Origin of the sequence: Streptomyces sp. NPDC056296, assembly GCF_042268605.1 — a bacterium.
Taxonomy (GTDB): Bacteria; Actinomycetota; Actinomycetes; order Streptomycetales; family Streptomycetaceae; genus Streptomyces.
This window is the reverse complement of sequence record NZ_JBHJRX010000001.1, coordinates 161,602-176,336: the sequence shown is the minus strand read 5'-3', so window position 1 is coordinate 176,336 and position 14,735 is coordinate 161,602. Positions and strand designations below refer to the sequence as shown.

At 65.4% G+C, this 14,735-nt stretch carries 27 protein-coding genes and 1 pseudogene; 27 read left to right on the top strand and 1 reads right to left on the bottom strand.

The window, feature by feature from the left end; translation table 11 throughout:
• Positions 1-28: 28 nt before the first annotated feature.
• Positions 29-430: a hypothetical protein gene (locus ACFCZF_RS00885; RefSeq protein ID WP_376669824.1), complete on the bottom strand. Its 402-nt coding sequence runs from the start codon at positions 428-430 to the stop codon at positions 29-31.
• A 117-nt stretch (positions 431-547) separates the two neighbouring features.
• Here ACFCZF_RS00885 and ACFCZF_RS00880 point away from each other — a divergent pair, with 117 nt between their 5' ends.
• From ACFCZF_RS00880 to rpmD, 27 genes and pseudogenes are all read left to right on the top strand, one after another.
• A complete protein-coding gene (locus ACFCZF_RS00880) occupies positions 548-1,018 on the top strand; it encodes a hypothetical protein (protein WP_376669823.1) in 471 nt (156 codons plus the stop codon).
• A gap of 13 nt (positions 1,019-1,031) precedes the next feature.
• Positions 1,032-1,580, top strand: coding sequence for a barstar family protein (locus ACFCZF_RS00875; RefSeq protein ID WP_376669822.1), 549 nt, complete (start codon positions 1,032-1,034; stop codon positions 1,578-1,580).
• A 60-nt stretch (positions 1,581-1,640) separates the two neighbouring features.
• On the top strand, positions 1,641-2,072 hold the full coding sequence (locus tag ACFCZF_RS00870) for an SMI1/KNR4 family protein (protein ID WP_375906981.1): 432 nt from the start codon (positions 1,641-1,643) through the stop codon (positions 2,070-2,072).
• Positions 2,047-2,295, top strand: coding sequence for a hypothetical protein (locus ACFCZF_RS00865; protein ID WP_376669821.1), 249 nt, complete (start codon positions 2,047-2,049; stop codon positions 2,293-2,295). The genes ACFCZF_RS00870 and ACFCZF_RS00865 overlap by 26 nt, the downstream gene beginning before the upstream one ends.
• Before the next feature lie 33 nt (positions 2,296-2,328).
• Positions 2,329-2,868, top strand: a complete 540-nt coding sequence (locus ACFCZF_RS00860) for a hypothetical protein (protein WP_376669820.1) — start codon at positions 2,329-2,331, stop codon at positions 2,866-2,868.
• Positions 2,869-2,920: 52 nt separating this feature from the next.
• Positions 2,921-3,790: pseudogene (locus ACFCZF_RS00855) on the top strand (RHS repeat-associated core domain-containing protein); the annotation flags it as partial.
• A gap of 356 nt (positions 3,791-4,146) precedes the next feature.
• Positions 4,147-4,806, top strand: coding sequence for a hypothetical protein (locus tag ACFCZF_RS00850; RefSeq protein ID WP_376669819.1), 660 nt, complete (start codon positions 4,147-4,149; stop codon positions 4,804-4,806).
• A gap of 558 nt (positions 4,807-5,364) precedes the next feature.
• Positions 5,365-5,673: a 30S ribosomal protein S10 gene (rpsJ, locus tag ACFCZF_RS00845; protein ID WP_003948644.1), complete on the top strand. Its 309-nt coding sequence runs from the start codon at positions 5,365-5,367 to the stop codon at positions 5,671-5,673.
• A gap of 17 nt (positions 5,674-5,690) precedes the next feature.
• A complete protein-coding gene (gene rplC, locus ACFCZF_RS00840) occupies positions 5,691-6,335 on the top strand; it encodes a 50S ribosomal protein L3 (RefSeq protein ID WP_375906996.1) in 645 nt (214 codons plus the stop codon).
• An 8-nt stretch (positions 6,336-6,343) separates the two neighbouring features.
• The gene (gene rplD, locus ACFCZF_RS00835; RefSeq protein WP_376669818.1) at positions 6,344-7,003 is read left to right on the top strand and encodes a 50S ribosomal protein L4; all 660 of its coding nucleotides are present in this window, start codon (positions 6,344-6,346) and stop codon (positions 7,001-7,003) included.
• Positions 7,003-7,422: a 50S ribosomal protein L23 gene (gene rplW / locus ACFCZF_RS00830; protein WP_210957938.1), complete on the top strand. Its 420-nt coding sequence runs from the start codon at positions 7,003-7,005 to the stop codon at positions 7,420-7,422. The genes rplD and rplW overlap by 1 nt, the downstream gene beginning before the upstream one ends.
• 40 nt (positions 7,423-7,462) lie before the next feature.
• The gene (gene rplB / locus ACFCZF_RS00825) at positions 7,463-8,299 is read left to right on the top strand and encodes a 50S ribosomal protein L2 (RefSeq protein WP_103546601.1); all 837 of its coding nucleotides are present in this window, start codon (positions 7,463-7,465) and stop codon (positions 8,297-8,299) included.
• Between the two features lie 12 nt (positions 8,300-8,311).
• The gene (gene rpsS, locus ACFCZF_RS00820) at positions 8,312-8,593 is read left to right on the top strand and encodes a 30S ribosomal protein S19 (protein ID WP_055418366.1); all 282 of its coding nucleotides are present in this window, start codon (positions 8,312-8,314) and stop codon (positions 8,591-8,593) included.
• A 42-nt stretch (positions 8,594-8,635) separates the two neighbouring features.
• Positions 8,636-8,983 (top strand): 50S ribosomal protein L22, encoded by a 348-nt coding sequence (gene rplV, locus ACFCZF_RS00815; protein WP_030619142.1) that lies wholly within the window; start codon positions 8,636-8,638, stop codon positions 8,981-8,983.
• On the top strand, positions 8,983-9,834 hold the full coding sequence (rpsC, locus tag ACFCZF_RS00810) for a 30S ribosomal protein S3 (protein ID WP_376669817.1): 852 nt from the start codon (positions 8,983-8,985) through the stop codon (positions 9,832-9,834). Before rplV ends, rpsC begins: the two co-directional genes overlap by 1 nt.
• 5 nt (positions 9,835-9,839) lie before the next feature.
• A complete protein-coding gene (rplP, locus tag ACFCZF_RS00805) occupies positions 9,840-10,259 on the top strand; it encodes a 50S ribosomal protein L16 (protein ID WP_004927269.1) in 420 nt (139 codons plus the stop codon).
• On the top strand, positions 10,259-10,483 hold the full coding sequence (rpmC, locus tag ACFCZF_RS00800) for a 50S ribosomal protein L29 (protein ID WP_003998824.1): 225 nt from the start codon (positions 10,259-10,261) through the stop codon (positions 10,481-10,483). The genes rplP and rpmC overlap by 1 nt, the downstream gene beginning before the upstream one ends.
• Positions 10,483-10,770, top strand: a complete 288-nt coding sequence (rpsQ, locus tag ACFCZF_RS00795) for a 30S ribosomal protein S17 (protein ID WP_055418364.1) — start codon at positions 10,483-10,485, stop codon at positions 10,768-10,770. The genes rpmC and rpsQ overlap by 1 nt, the downstream gene beginning before the upstream one ends.
• A 103-nt stretch (positions 10,771-10,873) precedes the next feature.
• The gene (rplN, locus tag ACFCZF_RS00790) at positions 10,874-11,242 is read left to right on the top strand and encodes a 50S ribosomal protein L14 (RefSeq protein ID WP_003974257.1); all 369 of its coding nucleotides are present in this window, start codon (positions 10,874-10,876) and stop codon (positions 11,240-11,242) included.
• 2 nt (positions 11,243-11,244) lie between these two features.
• Positions 11,245-11,568: a 50S ribosomal protein L24 gene (gene rplX / locus ACFCZF_RS00785; protein WP_003974256.1), complete on the top strand. Its 324-nt coding sequence runs from the start codon at positions 11,245-11,247 to the stop codon at positions 11,566-11,568.
• The gene (gene rplE, locus ACFCZF_RS00780) at positions 11,568-12,125 is read left to right on the top strand and encodes a 50S ribosomal protein L5 (protein ID WP_123625782.1); all 558 of its coding nucleotides are present in this window, start codon (positions 11,568-11,570) and stop codon (positions 12,123-12,125) included. The genes rplX and rplE overlap by 1 nt, the downstream gene beginning before the upstream one ends.
• A 5-nt stretch (positions 12,126-12,130) precedes the next feature.
• Positions 12,131-12,316, top strand: coding sequence for a type Z 30S ribosomal protein S14 (locus ACFCZF_RS00775; RefSeq protein ID WP_003948630.1), 186 nt, complete (start codon positions 12,131-12,133; stop codon positions 12,314-12,316).
• A 235-nt stretch (positions 12,317-12,551) separates the two neighbouring features.
• Entirely contained in the window at positions 12,552-12,950 is a 399-nt protein-coding gene (rpsH, locus tag ACFCZF_RS00770) for a 30S ribosomal protein S8 (RefSeq protein ID WP_026248232.1), read from the top strand.
• 24 nt (positions 12,951-12,974) lie between these two features.
• Positions 12,975-13,514, top strand: a complete 540-nt coding sequence (rplF, locus tag ACFCZF_RS00765) for a 50S ribosomal protein L6 (RefSeq protein WP_003974253.1) — start codon at positions 12,975-12,977, stop codon at positions 13,512-13,514.
• Between the two features lie 3 nt (positions 13,515-13,517).
• Complete coding sequence (rplR, locus tag ACFCZF_RS00760) at positions 13,518-13,901, top strand: 50S ribosomal protein L18 (RefSeq protein WP_121748663.1); 384 nt, start codon at positions 13,518-13,520, stop codon at positions 13,899-13,901.
• A 43-nt stretch (positions 13,902-13,944) separates the two neighbouring features.
• A complete protein-coding gene (gene rpsE / locus ACFCZF_RS00755) occupies positions 13,945-14,550 on the top strand; it encodes a 30S ribosomal protein S5 (protein ID WP_004927232.1) in 606 nt (201 codons plus the stop codon).
• A 2-nt stretch (positions 14,551-14,552) separates the two neighbouring features.
• Entirely contained in the window at positions 14,553-14,735 is a 183-nt protein-coding gene (gene rpmD, locus ACFCZF_RS00750; RefSeq protein WP_006140898.1) for a 50S ribosomal protein L30, read from the top strand.

Here is a 14,735-nt window from a genome sequence, read left to right as displayed (position 1 = left end):
TCGGCACGCCAGTGGTCGAACCGGTGCCTCACCGCTCCGTCTCGGGGCCGGACGCCTCCGCCGTCTCGGGACCGGACACCTTCACCAGGCGGGACAGCAGCTTGGCGTAGACCGTCGTCGCCGCCGCGACCACGGTCGCGATGCTCGACAGGGCCAGGATGCCGAGCAGTGCCGGCCACTGGCGTAGTTCGCTGTCGCAGAAGTAGCCGTCCCGCTGAAGCGGGGCGATCAGCGGGCCCTCGCAGCGCGGCACACCGTCGTAGGACTCGGGGCCGTACGAGGAGAGCATCAGGAAGGCGAACCACATCCACAGCCCGACCGCCACCAGGATCCACCCGACCGACCACTTGTCCGCACGGCCGGCGTCCCGAAGCGCCCGCGACTCCTGCCCCTCGCCGGCCTTCACCCCACCCGAGTCGGCTGCCGTCATGTCGTCCCCCAATTGTTCGACGGTCCTCTGCCGAAAGACCCTAACGTGGTGATCGGACAGTCCCCTTGCGGTGTGGTGCGGTCCGCGACTGTTCGAAGTAGGGGAGGCGAAGCCGGTATGGCAGCCGGGTGGGATTGGGGGAGCGGCGAGGGCCTGTTGGGTCTGGACAACCCCGAGGAATGGGACGGCGCGCTCGAGCGCGGTGAGGACCACCTCGGAACGGCAGCGATCGGGTTGGCCTTCAACTGCTCGCTGGAGGAGGCGTCGCCGCGAATCGTCCGGGCGATGCGGCTGCCGGATGCCGCCCAGCGTGGATTCGCGTTCACCGCGGCGGGCACCGCGGCTCGGCTCAACGGAGAGTTGACGCCGGAGCTGTACGCCGCGTTGCGGGCGGAAGGCCCCGGCGGCAAGAGCATCGCCGTGAACGCAGTCGACGACACTCTCGACTACGTGCCGTTCCGGCAGCTGCCGCTGTGGCTCAAGTGGTGGAAGCTCGTGTCAAAGGTGCAGGACAAACTGGAGACCTGGCGGCTGGAGGCCACCTACGCGGTCAGTGACGTGTGGAAGGCCTTGCGCCGACGGCCCTGACGGGTAAGTGAAAATGACTGATCTCAAACTCACGGGAACCTCGGAACCTTGGGTATTTTGCATCCCCAAAGGAGAAGGTGCGGGCGCGAACTGTGCGCAGCTATCGGAGCTGGAGTCGCAGGGAGGTCGCGTCTACCGTTTCGACTCCCGCGACCTGGTGACCGAGCAGGGAATTCATCGCTCATTCGCAGCAGCCTTACAGTTCCCGAAGTATTACGGAAGAAACTGGGACGCACTGGTGGACTGTCTGGACGATCTGTGCGGCGATGTCACGGGCAGGGCAGGTGTCGCGGTCGTCGTTCATGATGCGGATCGACTCCTGGACGTCGAACACTTCCCCCTATTCGTGTCGGTCCTCTGCCAGGGCGCGGCTCGTGCGAACTCATCGGTCGACACTGATGGTTGTCTCTTGGACCGGCCCGCCATCTCTGAGCATTTTGTTTTCGAGTTCTGCGACTTCGATGCTGAAGCGATCGCACTCCGAGTGAGCCGGCCCGACCTGACCGTCACCACGGGCGGTGGCTTCGTCGCGGCGTCCCTAAACCCCCAGGAATGGCAGTGAATCATCGGACTGGAACCTGCCATCGAAACTCCGCGGCACGCGAAAAGGTCGGTGCACGCGATGTGGCATGAGGTAATCCACGAGTTTCCTTCGGTCGAACTCCGAGCAGCTGCGACGCCTCGCGACCTGGAACGGATACAGACGACACTCGAACTGGCCTTGCCGGCCGAACTCCGCTCGCTCCTGCTCGAGAGTGACGGGTTGCTGGATGAGTACGGTACCGAAGTGGTCTGGTCTGCGGAACGGATTCTCGGCGACAATGTGACTTTCCGCAGCGACGAACGGTACCGGTCGCTGTACATGCCCTTCGACTGTCTCGTTTTCTTCGGGGACAATGGCGGCGGAGACCAGTTCGCCTTCGTCTGTCGCCCTCCTCGCAATGAAGTGTTCGTGTGGGACCACGAAACGGACAGTCGGAATCTCGTATCGCCGACACTGGAAGCCTATGTGTGCAGTGCCCTGGGAAGTGACGGAGAGGACTGGTACCGGTAACCCGGATGTCCACGGGATCGCCATTTCGGCAGCCGGCCACCACAGCGGCTGGTACGACGACGACCTGCTGTACGCCGTTGTGACCCGGAAGCCGTACGTATGGGAACGGTTCCCGAGCCTGGCCCGCGAGCTGAGGGCGGCTGTCCAGTCACTGGTCGGCCTCTCGCGCCAGGTACGAAACGAGGTCGACGCTTTCCTCTCCTTGCTCCCCGAGGAGTCATGACGGCTCCGTCGACCGAGCGGTGACGATGGCCGGATGTCCCAGATAAGCGCTGAGCTTTCCCACCTCGCTGATCTCGACGAACTAAGTGGCTCAGCGGCGGCGTCCGTACTCGCAGCGGCGGGGTGGTCGCGTGAGCGGCGAAACCCGACGAAGTCCTGGGCCACCACATGGCGCCGTGGTGACGCGCATGCGTGGATTCAGGGCGATGGACCGGTCGCCGTGGAGTTCACCCTGTGGTTCCGCGAGGTCGAGGAGGAGGCCCGAGCAGACCTGGACACCTTCATGGACGGCCTCTACGCCGCCGCCGAAGCGGAACTCACGGAGGTCGTTGCGGACCTCTCGTCCGGAGACTTCGGCGAGCGACTGCAAGCGACGGGTGACAACGTCGCGGACGTGGATGACTTCATCCAGTACCGGGCATGGAGAGTCGCGGGCAGGGAGCTCGTGGCAGGCGTCAGGCAGAGCGACACCGACACCCCCGTGATGATCGCGGTTGTCCTCCGCGAGCCCGCGGTGAGGGCCGAGCCGACGCCCGGGCGGCTCACCTTTCCGTCGAACGAACGAGCGCTGTAAACACCTGGACCCGGACCTGGCCTTCGTGCTGGACGACGGACAGGGCCGGGACCTGGACGCGGTCGGTCGGGTGAACGAGATCCGGGCCAGTGACTGGGTGGAGTCCTATGCCTATGACTCACTGGGTAACCAGACGCGGGCGGTCTGGCACGAACAGCAACCCGGTCGAGAGGCACGGGGCGACCGTACGCTCGGCGGCAATCGCCTGACCCAGGCCGGCTCCGTGCGATACGAGTACGACGTGGCCGGTCGCATCGTGACACGGCGTAAGGCGCGCCTTTCCCGAAAGCCTGACCTCTGGCGGTACGAGTGGGACGGGGAAGACCGTCTCGTGGCCGTGACCACGCCGGATGGGACTGTGTGGCGCTACCGCTACGACCCGTTCGGCCGTCGCATCGCCAAGCACCGCATGGCCGCCGACGGCGTGTCCGTTACGGAAGAAGTTCTGTTCACCTGGGACGGTGCCACCCTCGCGGAGCAGACGACCACAGCGCCGGACCTGCCGCACCCGGTCACATTGACGTGGAACCACGAGGGTCTCAGCCCGGTGGCTCAAACCGAGTGCCTTCTCGACCGGGCTACTCAGGAAGAGATCGACTCCCGATTCTTCGCCATCGTCACCGATCTCGTCGGAACGCCCACCGAACTTGTCGATGAAACGGGAGGCATCGCCTGGAGAGCTCGTCGAACCCTATGGGGAGTCACTACCTGGAAAACATCCAGTACGGCTTTCACGCCTCTACGGTTCGCTGGGCAGTATCACGACCCCGAAAGTGGCCTGCACTACAACTATCATCGATATTACGACCCCGAAACTGCCAGATTCGCATCCTCGGATCCTTTGGGCTTGGATCCCGCGCCGAACCCGTACGGGTATGTGAACAATCCATTTCGCCAGATCGACCCGTTCGGACTTTCTCCATACACGGTTCTGTATCATGGCTCCATGGATTGGCAAGGGAGTCAATTCGCTTTGGATTTGTCGGCGTCGGGAAGGCGGCCAGGGACGCCCGAGGCCGGGGTCTACCTGACCGACGACTTCACCAGAGCCGCAACAGGTTACGGACGAGGCGGACACATGGTGCGCGTTCAGGTTCCCGAAGAGTTCGCACAATCAATTCGGCAAATGGGCGGACCCGCCGGCAATCAGCCCGAGTTCTTCGTCAATACGCCCGAAGGGCTCGACATTGTAAATAACGGGATCACTGACATTCTTCCCACGCAGGAGGCGACGCTGCGCCACTTTGCCGGGCTCTTCTGATCACTAGTGAGGTATTGATGGACCAGTACGCCCCAGTCTCGGAAACGAGTATCGGATACGACGTATTCTCTCCACTGTGGGGGGTTTTGGAACTGGCTGCCGTGGCGTCTTCGAGGATGGAATCCCTGCGGCATGTGTCTCTCGCCCAGTTCGTTGCGGATAATCGCGAAGAGCTGGACGACCTGCTCGGAGCTGTCCGACGGGTCGGGAGGTTCTCCGATGAAACCATGGTGATTTTCGAAGAGCAGGGAGGGTGGAACGTCGAGCGGCAGGTCACCGTCGAGTACTTGATGATGTACTCCGGTTGCATTGAAAGCTACCCGCCTGACATCGGTGACCCGACAGTGTTGCGGCACATGGTTCAGGCGGGCAGCGATCTTCAACTCGCCACATTCATGCACGCGCTCGTGAGTGCTGCTGCTGTGAGAGGCCCTGGCGTGGAATCGGCTTCGGCGCTCATCGCCTCTGCGGTGCGCAAAGCGAGTTCGTTGCTGGGCATCAGGGACGAGCGGGCCTCCGCAGACGTTTTCCGGATGTGGCGGGTCAAGTTCCTTCCGGACATCCTGCGTCCCGACGCCCCGGTGCGAGAGGGCTTCAAAAGCGCCGTCAGGCAATACGAGCGTGCCTTGGAGGGCCTGGTCGGTCCCAGTCGCGGTAGTGAGTCAGCGGCCAGGTGATCACACTGCGTCGGCTTGGGAGGCGATCAACGAGGTGTGCCGTCGACCGGTCGGTGTCCTCCGCCCCGACGAGCCGGCCCGCCTGATCACTCAGGCCGTCGGGCTGCCGCCTGGAGCCGAGGTGAAAACGCCGCGACGTGTACCCCTCGGTGACGTGGGGTACAGTCATCCGCTTCGATTCGCCAGCCTCCCACCCCGTATGGCAGACTAACGGGGTTGCTCGGTCGAGTGCCGATGCTGCGCGCCTCCCGCCGGGGGGACCGGAAGCGAGTCCCACAGTACTCGTCGCTCCACGCATTACATCGAGAGGTGTAGGGGCGGACGTACGGGAATCTTCCGGGAAGCGTCAGCGGGGTGCAGGCCAGGCACCCGGTGGGCCTCTCGCCCCCGGTCTGCGGTTCCGGAAGGGCCCGCGACTCCCACTGCAGGGAAGTCCCGAAAAGGGACATCCATGTCAGCGAGAGCGCGACACGCCCGACCGCGTGGGTCGGAGGGGGAGCGAAAGAAAAGGGACCACCGGGTCCAGAGCGTTACGAGAGACAGGACTGCTGAGTAGCCATGGCGGGACAGAAGATCCGCATCCGGCTCAAGGCCTACGACCACGAGGTCATCGACTCTTCGGCGAAGAAGATCGTCGAGACGGTGACTCGCACTGGTGCGTCGGTCGCGGGCCCGGTGCCGCTGCCCACTGAGAAGAACGTGTACTGCGTCATCAAGTCGCCGCACAAGTACAAGGACTCGCGCGAGCACTTCGAGATGCGCACGCACAAGCGCCTGATCGACATCCTCGACCCGACCCCCAAGACCGTTGACTCTCTGATGCGACTCGACCTCCCGGCCGGTGTCGACATCGAGATCAAGCTCTGAGGGCCGGTGATCTGAAGATGAACAAGCAGATCAAGGGCATCCTGGGCGAGAAGCTCGGCATGACGCAGGTGTGGGACGAGAACAACCGTGTTGTTCCGGTCACCGTCGTCAAGGCCGGCCCCAACGTCGTCACCCAGGTCCGTACGAACGACGTCGACGGCTACGAGTCGGTCCAGATCGCCTTCGGCGAGATCGACCCGCGCAAGGTGAACAAGCCCCTCAAGGGCCACTTCGCCAAGGCCGACGTCACCCCCCGTCGTCACCTCGTCGAGATCCGTACCGCTGGTGCCAGCGAGTACACCCTCGGCCAGGAGATCACCGCTGAGGCCTTCGAGTCCGGCGTGAAGGTCGACGTCACCGCGAAGAGCAAGGGCAAGGGCTTCGCCGGCGTCATGAAGCGCCACAACTTCAAGGGTGGCAAGGCGTCGCACGGTGCCCACCGTGTGCACCGCATGCCCGGATCCATCGGTGGCTGTGCCACCCCCGGCCGTGTCTTCAAGGGCATGCGCATGGCGGGTCGCATGGGCAACGAGCGGGTCACCACCCAGAACCTGACCGTTCACGCCGTTGACGCGGAGAAGGGCCTGCTCCTCATCAAGGGCGCGGTTCCTGGTCCGAACGGCGGCCTCGTCCTGGTCCGCACTGCGGCCAAGGGGGCCTGAGGTAACCGATGAGCACTGTTGACATCCTTTCGCCTGCCGGCGAGAAGACCGGAAGCGTCGAGCTCCCCGCGGAGATCTTCGGCGTGGAGAAGATCAGCATCCCGCTGATCCACCAGGTCGTCGTCGCGCAGAACGCCGCTGCCCGCCAGGGCACGCACAAGACCAAGCGTCGCGGCGAGGTCCGTGGTGGCGGCAAGAAGCCGTACCGCCAGAAGGGCACCGGCCGCGCCCGCCAGGGTTCGACCCGTGCGCCGCAGTTCGCCGGCGGTGGCGTCGTCCACGGCCCGCAGCCGCGTGACTACTCGCAGCGGACCCCGAAGAAGATGAAGGCCGCGGCCCTGCGCCACGCCCTCACCGACCGGGCCCGCCACAACCGCATCCACGTCGTCTCCGGCGTCATCGAGGGCGACAGCCCGTCGACGAAGGCCGCCCGGACGCTGTTCGGCAAGATCTCGGAGCGCAAGAACCTGCTCCTGGTCGTCGACCGCGCCGACGAGGCCGCGTGGCTGTCTGCCCGCAACCTGCCCCAGATCCACATCCTGGAGCCGGGCCAGCTGAACACGTACGACGTTCTCGTCTCGGACGACGTGGTCTTCACCCAGGCCGCTTTCGAGTCCTTCGTGTCTGGCCCCAACAAGGCCGCTGACACCGAAGGGAGCGAAGCCTGATGGCTACGCGTCACCCGAGCATCGCCTCCAAGGCGGCCAAGGCCGCCAAGGCAGCGCGCGTCGCCAAGGCGCGTCGCCACGAGGCCGAGGGCAAGAACACCGTCGTCACGCCGGTCAGCAAGTCGTTCACGGACCCCCGTGACGTGCTGCTGAAGCCGGTCGTCTCCGAGAAGAGCTACGCGCTCCTCGACGAGAACAAGTACACGTTCGTCGTCGCCCCGGGTTCCAACAAGACCCAGATCAAGGAAGCCGTCCAGGCGGTCTTCTCGGTCAAGGTCACCGGGGTCAACACGATCAACCGCCAGGGCAAGCGCAAGCGGACCCGCACCGGCTTCGGCAAGCGTGCCGACAGCAAGCGCGCGATCGTGACCCTTGCCGAGGGCGACCGTATCGACATCTTCGGCGGTCCGACCTCCTGACGGAGGTCCGGATCGTCCGGAATCGGACGAGGACTGAGAAATGGGAATCCGCAAGTACAAGCCGACTACGCCGGGCCGTCGTGGCTCCAGCGTCGCCGACTTCGTCGAGGTCACGCGGTCCACGCCGGAGAAGTCGTTGGTCCGCCCCCTGCACAGCAAGGGTGGCCGTAACAACTCCGGTCGTGTGACCGTTCGCCACCAGGGCGGTGGCCACAAGCGCGCCTTCCGCGTGATCGACTTCCGTCGGCACGACAAGGACGGCGTGCCGGCGAAGGTCGCGCACATCGAGTACGACCCCAACCGCACCGCGCGCATCGCGCTGCTGCACTACGCCGACGGCGAGAAGCGCTACATCCTCGCCCCGCGCAACCTGCAGCAGGGTGACCGCGTCGAGAACGGTCCCGGGGCCGACATCAAGCCGGGCAACAACCTGGCGCTCCGCAACATCCCGGTCGGTACCACGATCCACGCGATCGAGCTCCGTCCCGGTGGCGGCGCCAAGTTCGCCCGCTCCGCCGGTGCCTCCGTGCAGCTGCTCGCGAAGGAGGGCTCGATGGCCCACCTGCGCATGCCGTCCGGAGAGATCCGCCTGGTCGACCAGCGCTGCCGCGCCACGGTCGGCGAGGTCGGCAACGCCGAGCAGAGCAACATCAACTGGGGCAAGGCGGGCCGTAAGCGGTGGCTGGGCGTTCGCCCGACCGTGCGTGGTGTGGTCATGAACCCGGTGGACCACCCGCACGGTGGTGGCGAAGGCCGTACCTCGGGTGGTCGCCACCCGGTGTCCCCCTGGGGCAAGAAGGAAGGCCGTACTCGTTCGCCCAAGAAGGCGTCGAACAAGTACATCGTCCGCCGCCGCAAGACGAACAAGAAGCGCTAAGGACGGGTTGAGATGCCTCGTAGCTTGAAGAAGGGACCCTTCGTCGACGACCACCTGATCAAGAAGGTGGACACGCAGAACGAAGCCGGTTCCAAGAACGTCATCAAGACCTGGTCCCGTCGCTCGATGATCGTCCCGGCGATGCTCGGCCACACGATCGCGGTGCACAACGGCAAGACCCACATCCCGGTGTTTGTCACCGAGTCCATGGTCGGCCACAAGCTCGGCGAGTTCTCGCCGACGCGCACCTTCCGGGGTCACGTCAAGGACGACCGGAAGTCGAAGCGCCGCTAGCAGCGGGGTGGAATGACCATGACAGACACTGGAAGGACAACCATGGAAGCCAGGGCCCAGGCGCGGTACATCCGCGTCACGCCCATGAAGGCCCGCCGCGTGGTGGACCTTATCCGTGGCATGGATGCCACGGAGGCTCAGGCGGTCCTGCGTTTCGCCCCGCAGGCCGCGAGCGTGCCGGTCGGCAAGGTGCTGGACAGCGCCATCGCCAACGCCGCGCACAACTACGACCACACCGACGCCGACAGCCTCGTCATTTCCGAGGCCTACGTCGACGAGGGCCCGACCCTGAAGCGGTTCCGGCCGCGCGCCCAGGGCCGCGCCTACCGGATCCGCAAGCGGACCAGCCACATCACCGTGGTCGTCAGCAGCAAGGAAGGAACCCGGTAATGGGCCAGAAGGTAAACCCGCACGGGTTCCGGCTCGGTGTCACGACCGACTTCAAGTCGCGTTGGTACGCCGACAAGCTGTACAAGGACTACGTCAAGGAAGACGTCGCCATCCGTCGGATGATGACGTCCGGCATGGAGCGCGCCGGCATCTCGAAGGTGGAGATCGAGCGCACCCGTGACCGCGTGCGGGTGGACATCCACACCGCTCGCCCGGGCATCGTCATCGGCCGCCGCGGCGCCGAGGCCGACCGCATCCGCGGTGACCTGGAGAAGCTGACCGGCAAGCAGGTCCAGCTGAACATCCTCGAGGTCAAGAGCCCGGAGACGGACGCTCAGCTGGTGGCCCAGGCCGTCGCCGAGCAGCTCTCCTCCCGCGTCTCCTTCCGTCGTGCCATGCGCAAGAGCATGCAGGGCACGATGAAGGCCGGCGCCAAGGGCATCAAGATCCAGTGCGGTGGCCGCCTCGGTGGCGCCGAGATGTCCCGCTCGGAGTTCTACCGCGAGGGCCGTGTGCCCCTGCACACGCTCCGCGCGAACGTGGACTACGGCTTCTTCGAGGCCAAGACGACCTTCGGCCGCATCGGTGTGAAGGTCTGGATCTACAAGGGCGACGTCAAGAACATCGCCGAGGTCCGCGCCGAGAACGCCGCTGCCCGCGCCGGCAACCGCCCGGCCCGTGGTGGCAACGACCGCCCGGCCCGTGGTGGCCGCGGTGGCGAGCGTGGCGGTCGCGGTCGCAAGCCGCAGCAGCAGTCGGCTCCGGCCGCCGAGGCCCCCAAGGCCGAGGCGCCCGCCGCTGCCGCTCCGGCTGAGGCACCGACCTCTTCTACTGGCGGAACGGAGGCCTGACCGAAATGCTGATCCCCCGTAGGGTCAAGCACCGCAAGCAGCACCACCCGAAGCGCCGTGGTCAGGCCAAGGGCGGTACGACGGTTGCGTTCGGCGAGTACGGCATCCAGGCCCTCACGCCGGCGTACGTGACCAACCGCCAGATCGAGGCGGCCCGTATCGCGATGACCCGCCACATCAAGCGTGGCGGCAAGGTCTGGATCAACATCTACCCGGACCGCCCGCTCACGAAGAAGCCGGCCGAGACCCGCATGGGTTCCGGTAAGGGTTCCCCCGAGTGGTGGATCGCGAACGTGCACCCGGGTCGGGTCATGTTCGAGCTGTCCTACCCCAACGAGAAGATCGCCCGTGAGGCGCTGACTCGTGCGGCCCACAAGCTGCCGATGAAGTGCCGGATCGTCAAGCGCGAGGCAGGTGAAGCGTGATGTCGGCCGGTACCAAGGCGTCCGAGCTGCGCGAACTGGGTGACGAGGAGCTTCTCGCGAAGCTCCGCGAAGCCAAGGAAGAGCTGTTCAACCTCCGCTTCCAGGCGGCGACGGGTCAGCTCGAGAACCACGGTCGGCTCAAGGCCGTCCGCAAGGACATCGCGCGGATCTACACCCTGATGCGTGAGCGCGAGCTGGGCATCGAGACGGTGGAGAGCGCCTGATGAGCGAGAGCAACGTGACTGAAGAGACGAAGGCCGGCCGCGGCTTCCGCAAGACCCGTCAGGGTCTGGTCGTCAGCGACAAGATGGACAAGACCGTCGTCGTCGCCGTCGAGGACCGCGTGACCCACGCGCTGTACGGCAAGGTCATCCGCCGTACCAACAAGCTCAAGGCTCACGACGAGCAGAACGCCGCGGGCGTCGGCGACCGTGTCCTCCTCATGGAGACCCGGCCGCTGTCCGCGACGAAGCGCTGGCGCGTCGTCGAGGTCCTCGAGAAGGCCAAGTAAACCTCCTGCGGGGCAAACCCACGCAGGTCAGTTCCGCCAGGCTCGGCAGGGGCCCTCGTATTGAGGCCCCTGCCGGGAACCGGCAGACAATCAGGAGATAGACGTGATCCAGCAGGAGTCGCGGCTGCGTGTCGCCGACAACACGGGTGCGAAGGAAATTCTCACCATCCGTGTGCTCGGTGGCTCGGGCCGCCGCTACGCGGGTATCGGTGACGTCATCGTCGCCACCGTCAAGGACGCGATCCCCGGTGGCAACGTGAAGAAGGGTGACGTCGTCAAGGCGGTCATCGTTCGCACCGTCAAGGAGCGCCGCCGTCCCGACGGCTCGTACATCCGCTTCGACGAGAACGCCGCCGTCATTCTGAAGAACGACGGCGACCCTCGCGGCACCCGTATCTTCGGCCCGGTGGGCCGTGAGCTGCGCGAGAAGAAGTTCATGAAGATCATCTCCCTCGCGCCGGAGGTGCTGTGAGCATGAAGATCAAGAAGGGCGACCTGGTCCAGGTCATCACCGGTAAGGACAAGGGCAAGCAGGGCAAGGTCATCGCGGCCTTCCCCCGTGAGGACCGCGTCCTGGTCGAGGGTGTCAACCGGGTCAAGAAGCACACCAAGGCCGGGCCGACCGCTCGCGGTTCGCAGGCCGGCGGCATCGTGACCACCGAGGCCCCGATCCACGTCTCCAACGTCCAGCTGGTCGTGGAGAAGGACGGCAACAAGGTCGTCACGCGCGTCGGTTACCGCTTCGACGACGAGGGCAACAAGGTTCGCGTTGCCAAGCGGACGGGTGAGGACATCTGATGGCTACCACCACCACTCCGCGTCTGAAGACGAAGTACCGCGAGGAGATCGCGGGCAAGCTGCGTGAGGAGTTCTCGTACGAGAACGTCATGCAGATCCCCGGCCTCGTCAAGATCGTGGTCAACATGGGTGTGGGCGACGCCGCCCGCGACTCCAAGCTGATCGAGGGTGCCATCAAGGACCTCACCACGATCACCGGTCAGAAGCCGGCCGTCACCAAGGCCCGTAAGTCCATCGCGCAGTTCAAGCTGCGTGAGGGCCAGCCGATCGGTGCCCACGTCACGCTCCGTGGCGACCGCATGTGGGAGTTCCTGGACCGCACCCTGTCGCTCGCGCTGCCGCGCATCCGCGACTTCCGTGGTCTGTCCCCCAAGCAGTTCGACGGCCGTGGCAACTACACCTTCGGTCTCACCGAGCAGGTCATGTTCCACGAGATCGACCAGGACAAGATCGACCGCACCCGGGGTATGGACATCACCGTGGTGACCACGGCGACCAACGACGCTGAGGGCCGCGCGCTCCTTCGTCACCTCGGCTTCCCCTTCAAGGAGGCGTGAGCGAGATGGCGAAGAAGGCTCTGATTGCCAAGGCTGCTCGCAAGCCCAAGTTCGGTGTACGTGGCTACACGCGCTGCCAGCGCTGCGGCCGCCCGCACTCCGTCTACCGCAAGTTCGGCCTGTGCCGCGTGTGCCTTCGTGAGATGGCTCACCGTGGCGAGCTGCCGGGCGTGACCAAGAGCTCCTGGTAATCCGGTAATTCCGGGTTATTCAGACTCTCGGTAAGCAACCGGGTCGGCAGAGGCCCGGCTCCGCATGCCTTAGGCTTGTGGAGTTGGGCGTCTGCCACCCGTACGCCCGCAGGCAGTGCCTGCAAACATTTGCTTACTACGCCGTAGGTCCACCGCGCCGCACCCGTCCCGTCTCGGATCGGGGAGAGGGATGGCGCATCAGGAAACCACGGCGAGAGAGGCCGAAGGCCAATTCATGACCATGACTGATCCGATCGCAGACATGCTTACGCGTCTGCGGAACGCGAACTCGGCGTACCACGACTCCGTGACGATGCCGGCGTCCAAGATCAAGTCTCACATCGCGGAGATCCTCCAGCAGGAGGGCTTCATCACGGGCTGGAAGACCGAGGACGCCGAGGTCGGCAAGAACCTCGTCCTCGAGCTGAAGTTCGGCCCGAACCGTGAGCGCTCCATCGCGGGCATCAAGCGGATCTCCAAGCCCGGTCTCCGGGTGTACGCGAAGTCCACCAACCTGCCCAAGGTGCTGGGTGGCCTCGGCGTGGCGATCATCTCCACGTCGCACGGGCTCCTCACCGACAAGCAGGCCGGCAAGAAGGGCGTAGGCGGAGAAGTTCTCGCCTACGTCTGGTAGCGGAAGGGAACGGAGGAAACAGCTATGTCGCGCATCGGCAAGCTCCCCATCGCGGTTCCCGCCGGCGTGGACGTCACCATCGACGGCCGTACGGTCTCGGTCAAGGGCCCGAAGGGCTCGCTGACTCACACCGTCGTGGCGCCGATCGACATCGCCAAGGGTGAGGACGGCGTTCTGAACGTCACCCGCCCCAACGACGAGCGTCAGAGCAAGGCCCTGCACGGCCTGTCCCGCACGCTGGTGGCGAACATGATCACCGGCGTGACCCAGGGTTACGTGAAGAAGCTCGAGATCAGCGGTGTCGGTTACCGCGTGCTCGCCAAGGGTTCGAACCTGGAGTTCTCCCTCGGCTACAGCCACCCGATCCTGGTCGAGGCCCCCGAGGGCATCACCTTCAAGGTGGAGAACCCGACCCACTTCTCGGTCGAGGGCATCGACAAGCAGAAGGTCGGCGAGGTTGCGGCCAACATCCGCAAGCTGCGCAAGCCCGACCCGTACAAGGCCAAGGGCGTCAAGTACGAGGGCGAAGTCATCCGCCGCAAGGTCGGAAAGGCGGGTAAGTAAGCCATGGCATACGGACAGAAGATCCTCAAGGGCGACGCATACAAGCGCGCCGCGATCAAGCGCCGTCACATCCGGATTCGCAAGAATCTCTCGGGTACGGCGGAGCGTCCCCGTCTGGTCGTTACCCGCTCGAACCGCCACATCGTGGCCCAGGTGATCGACGACCTCAAGGGTCACACCCTTGCGTCGGCGTCCACCCTGGACACCTCGATCCGTGGCGGCGAGGCCGACAAGTCCGCTCAGGCCAAGCAGGTCGGCGCCCTGGTCGCCGAGCGCGCCAAGGCCGCGGGTGTCGAGGCCGTGGTCTTCGACCGCGGTGGCAACCAGTACGCCGGGCGCATCGCCGCCCTGGCGGACGCCGCCCGCGAAGCCGGTCTGAAGTTCTGACCCGGTTCCGTATCGCTAGCGGAAACAGAGAGAGGTAATTCCAATGGCTGGACCCCAGCGCCGCGGTGGCGGTGCCGGTGGCGGCGAGCGGCGGGACCGGAAGGGCCGTGACGGCGGCGCAGCTGCCGCCGAGAAGACCGCTTACGTTGAGCGCGTCGTCGCGATCAACCGCGTCGCCAAGGTTGTGAAGGGTGGTCGTCGCTTCAGCTTCACCGCGCTGGTCGTGGTGGGCGACGGTGACGGCACCGTGGGTGTCGGTTACGGCAAGGCCAAGGAGGTGCCGGCCGCCATCGCCAAGGGTGTTGAGGAGGCCAAGAAGCACTTCTTCAAGGTCCCCCGTATCCAGGGCACCATCCCGCACCCCATCCAGGGTGAGAAGGCTGCCGGCGTCGTGCTGCTCAAGCCCGCGTCCCCGGGTACCGGTGTTATCGCCGGTGGTCCGGTGCGTGCCGTGCTCGAGTGCGCCGGTATTCACGATGTGCTGTCGAAGTCTCTCGGCTCCGACAACCAGATCAACATCGTGCACGCGACCGTGGAGGCCCTCAAGGGCCTGCAGCGTCCCGAGGAGATCGCGGCCCGCCGTGGTCTGCCGCTCGAGGACGTCGCCCCCGCGGCTCTTCTCCGTGCACGTGCCGGGGCGGGTGCGTAATCATGGCGCAGCTCAAGATTACGCAGGTCAAGTCCTACATCGGCAGCAAGCAGAACCACCGTGACACCCTGCGTTCCCTTGGTCTCAAGGGGATCAACACGCAGGTCGTCAAGGAGGACCGCCCCGAGTTCCGCGGCATGGTGCACACCGTCCGCCACCTCGTGTCGGTCGAGGAGGTCGACTGA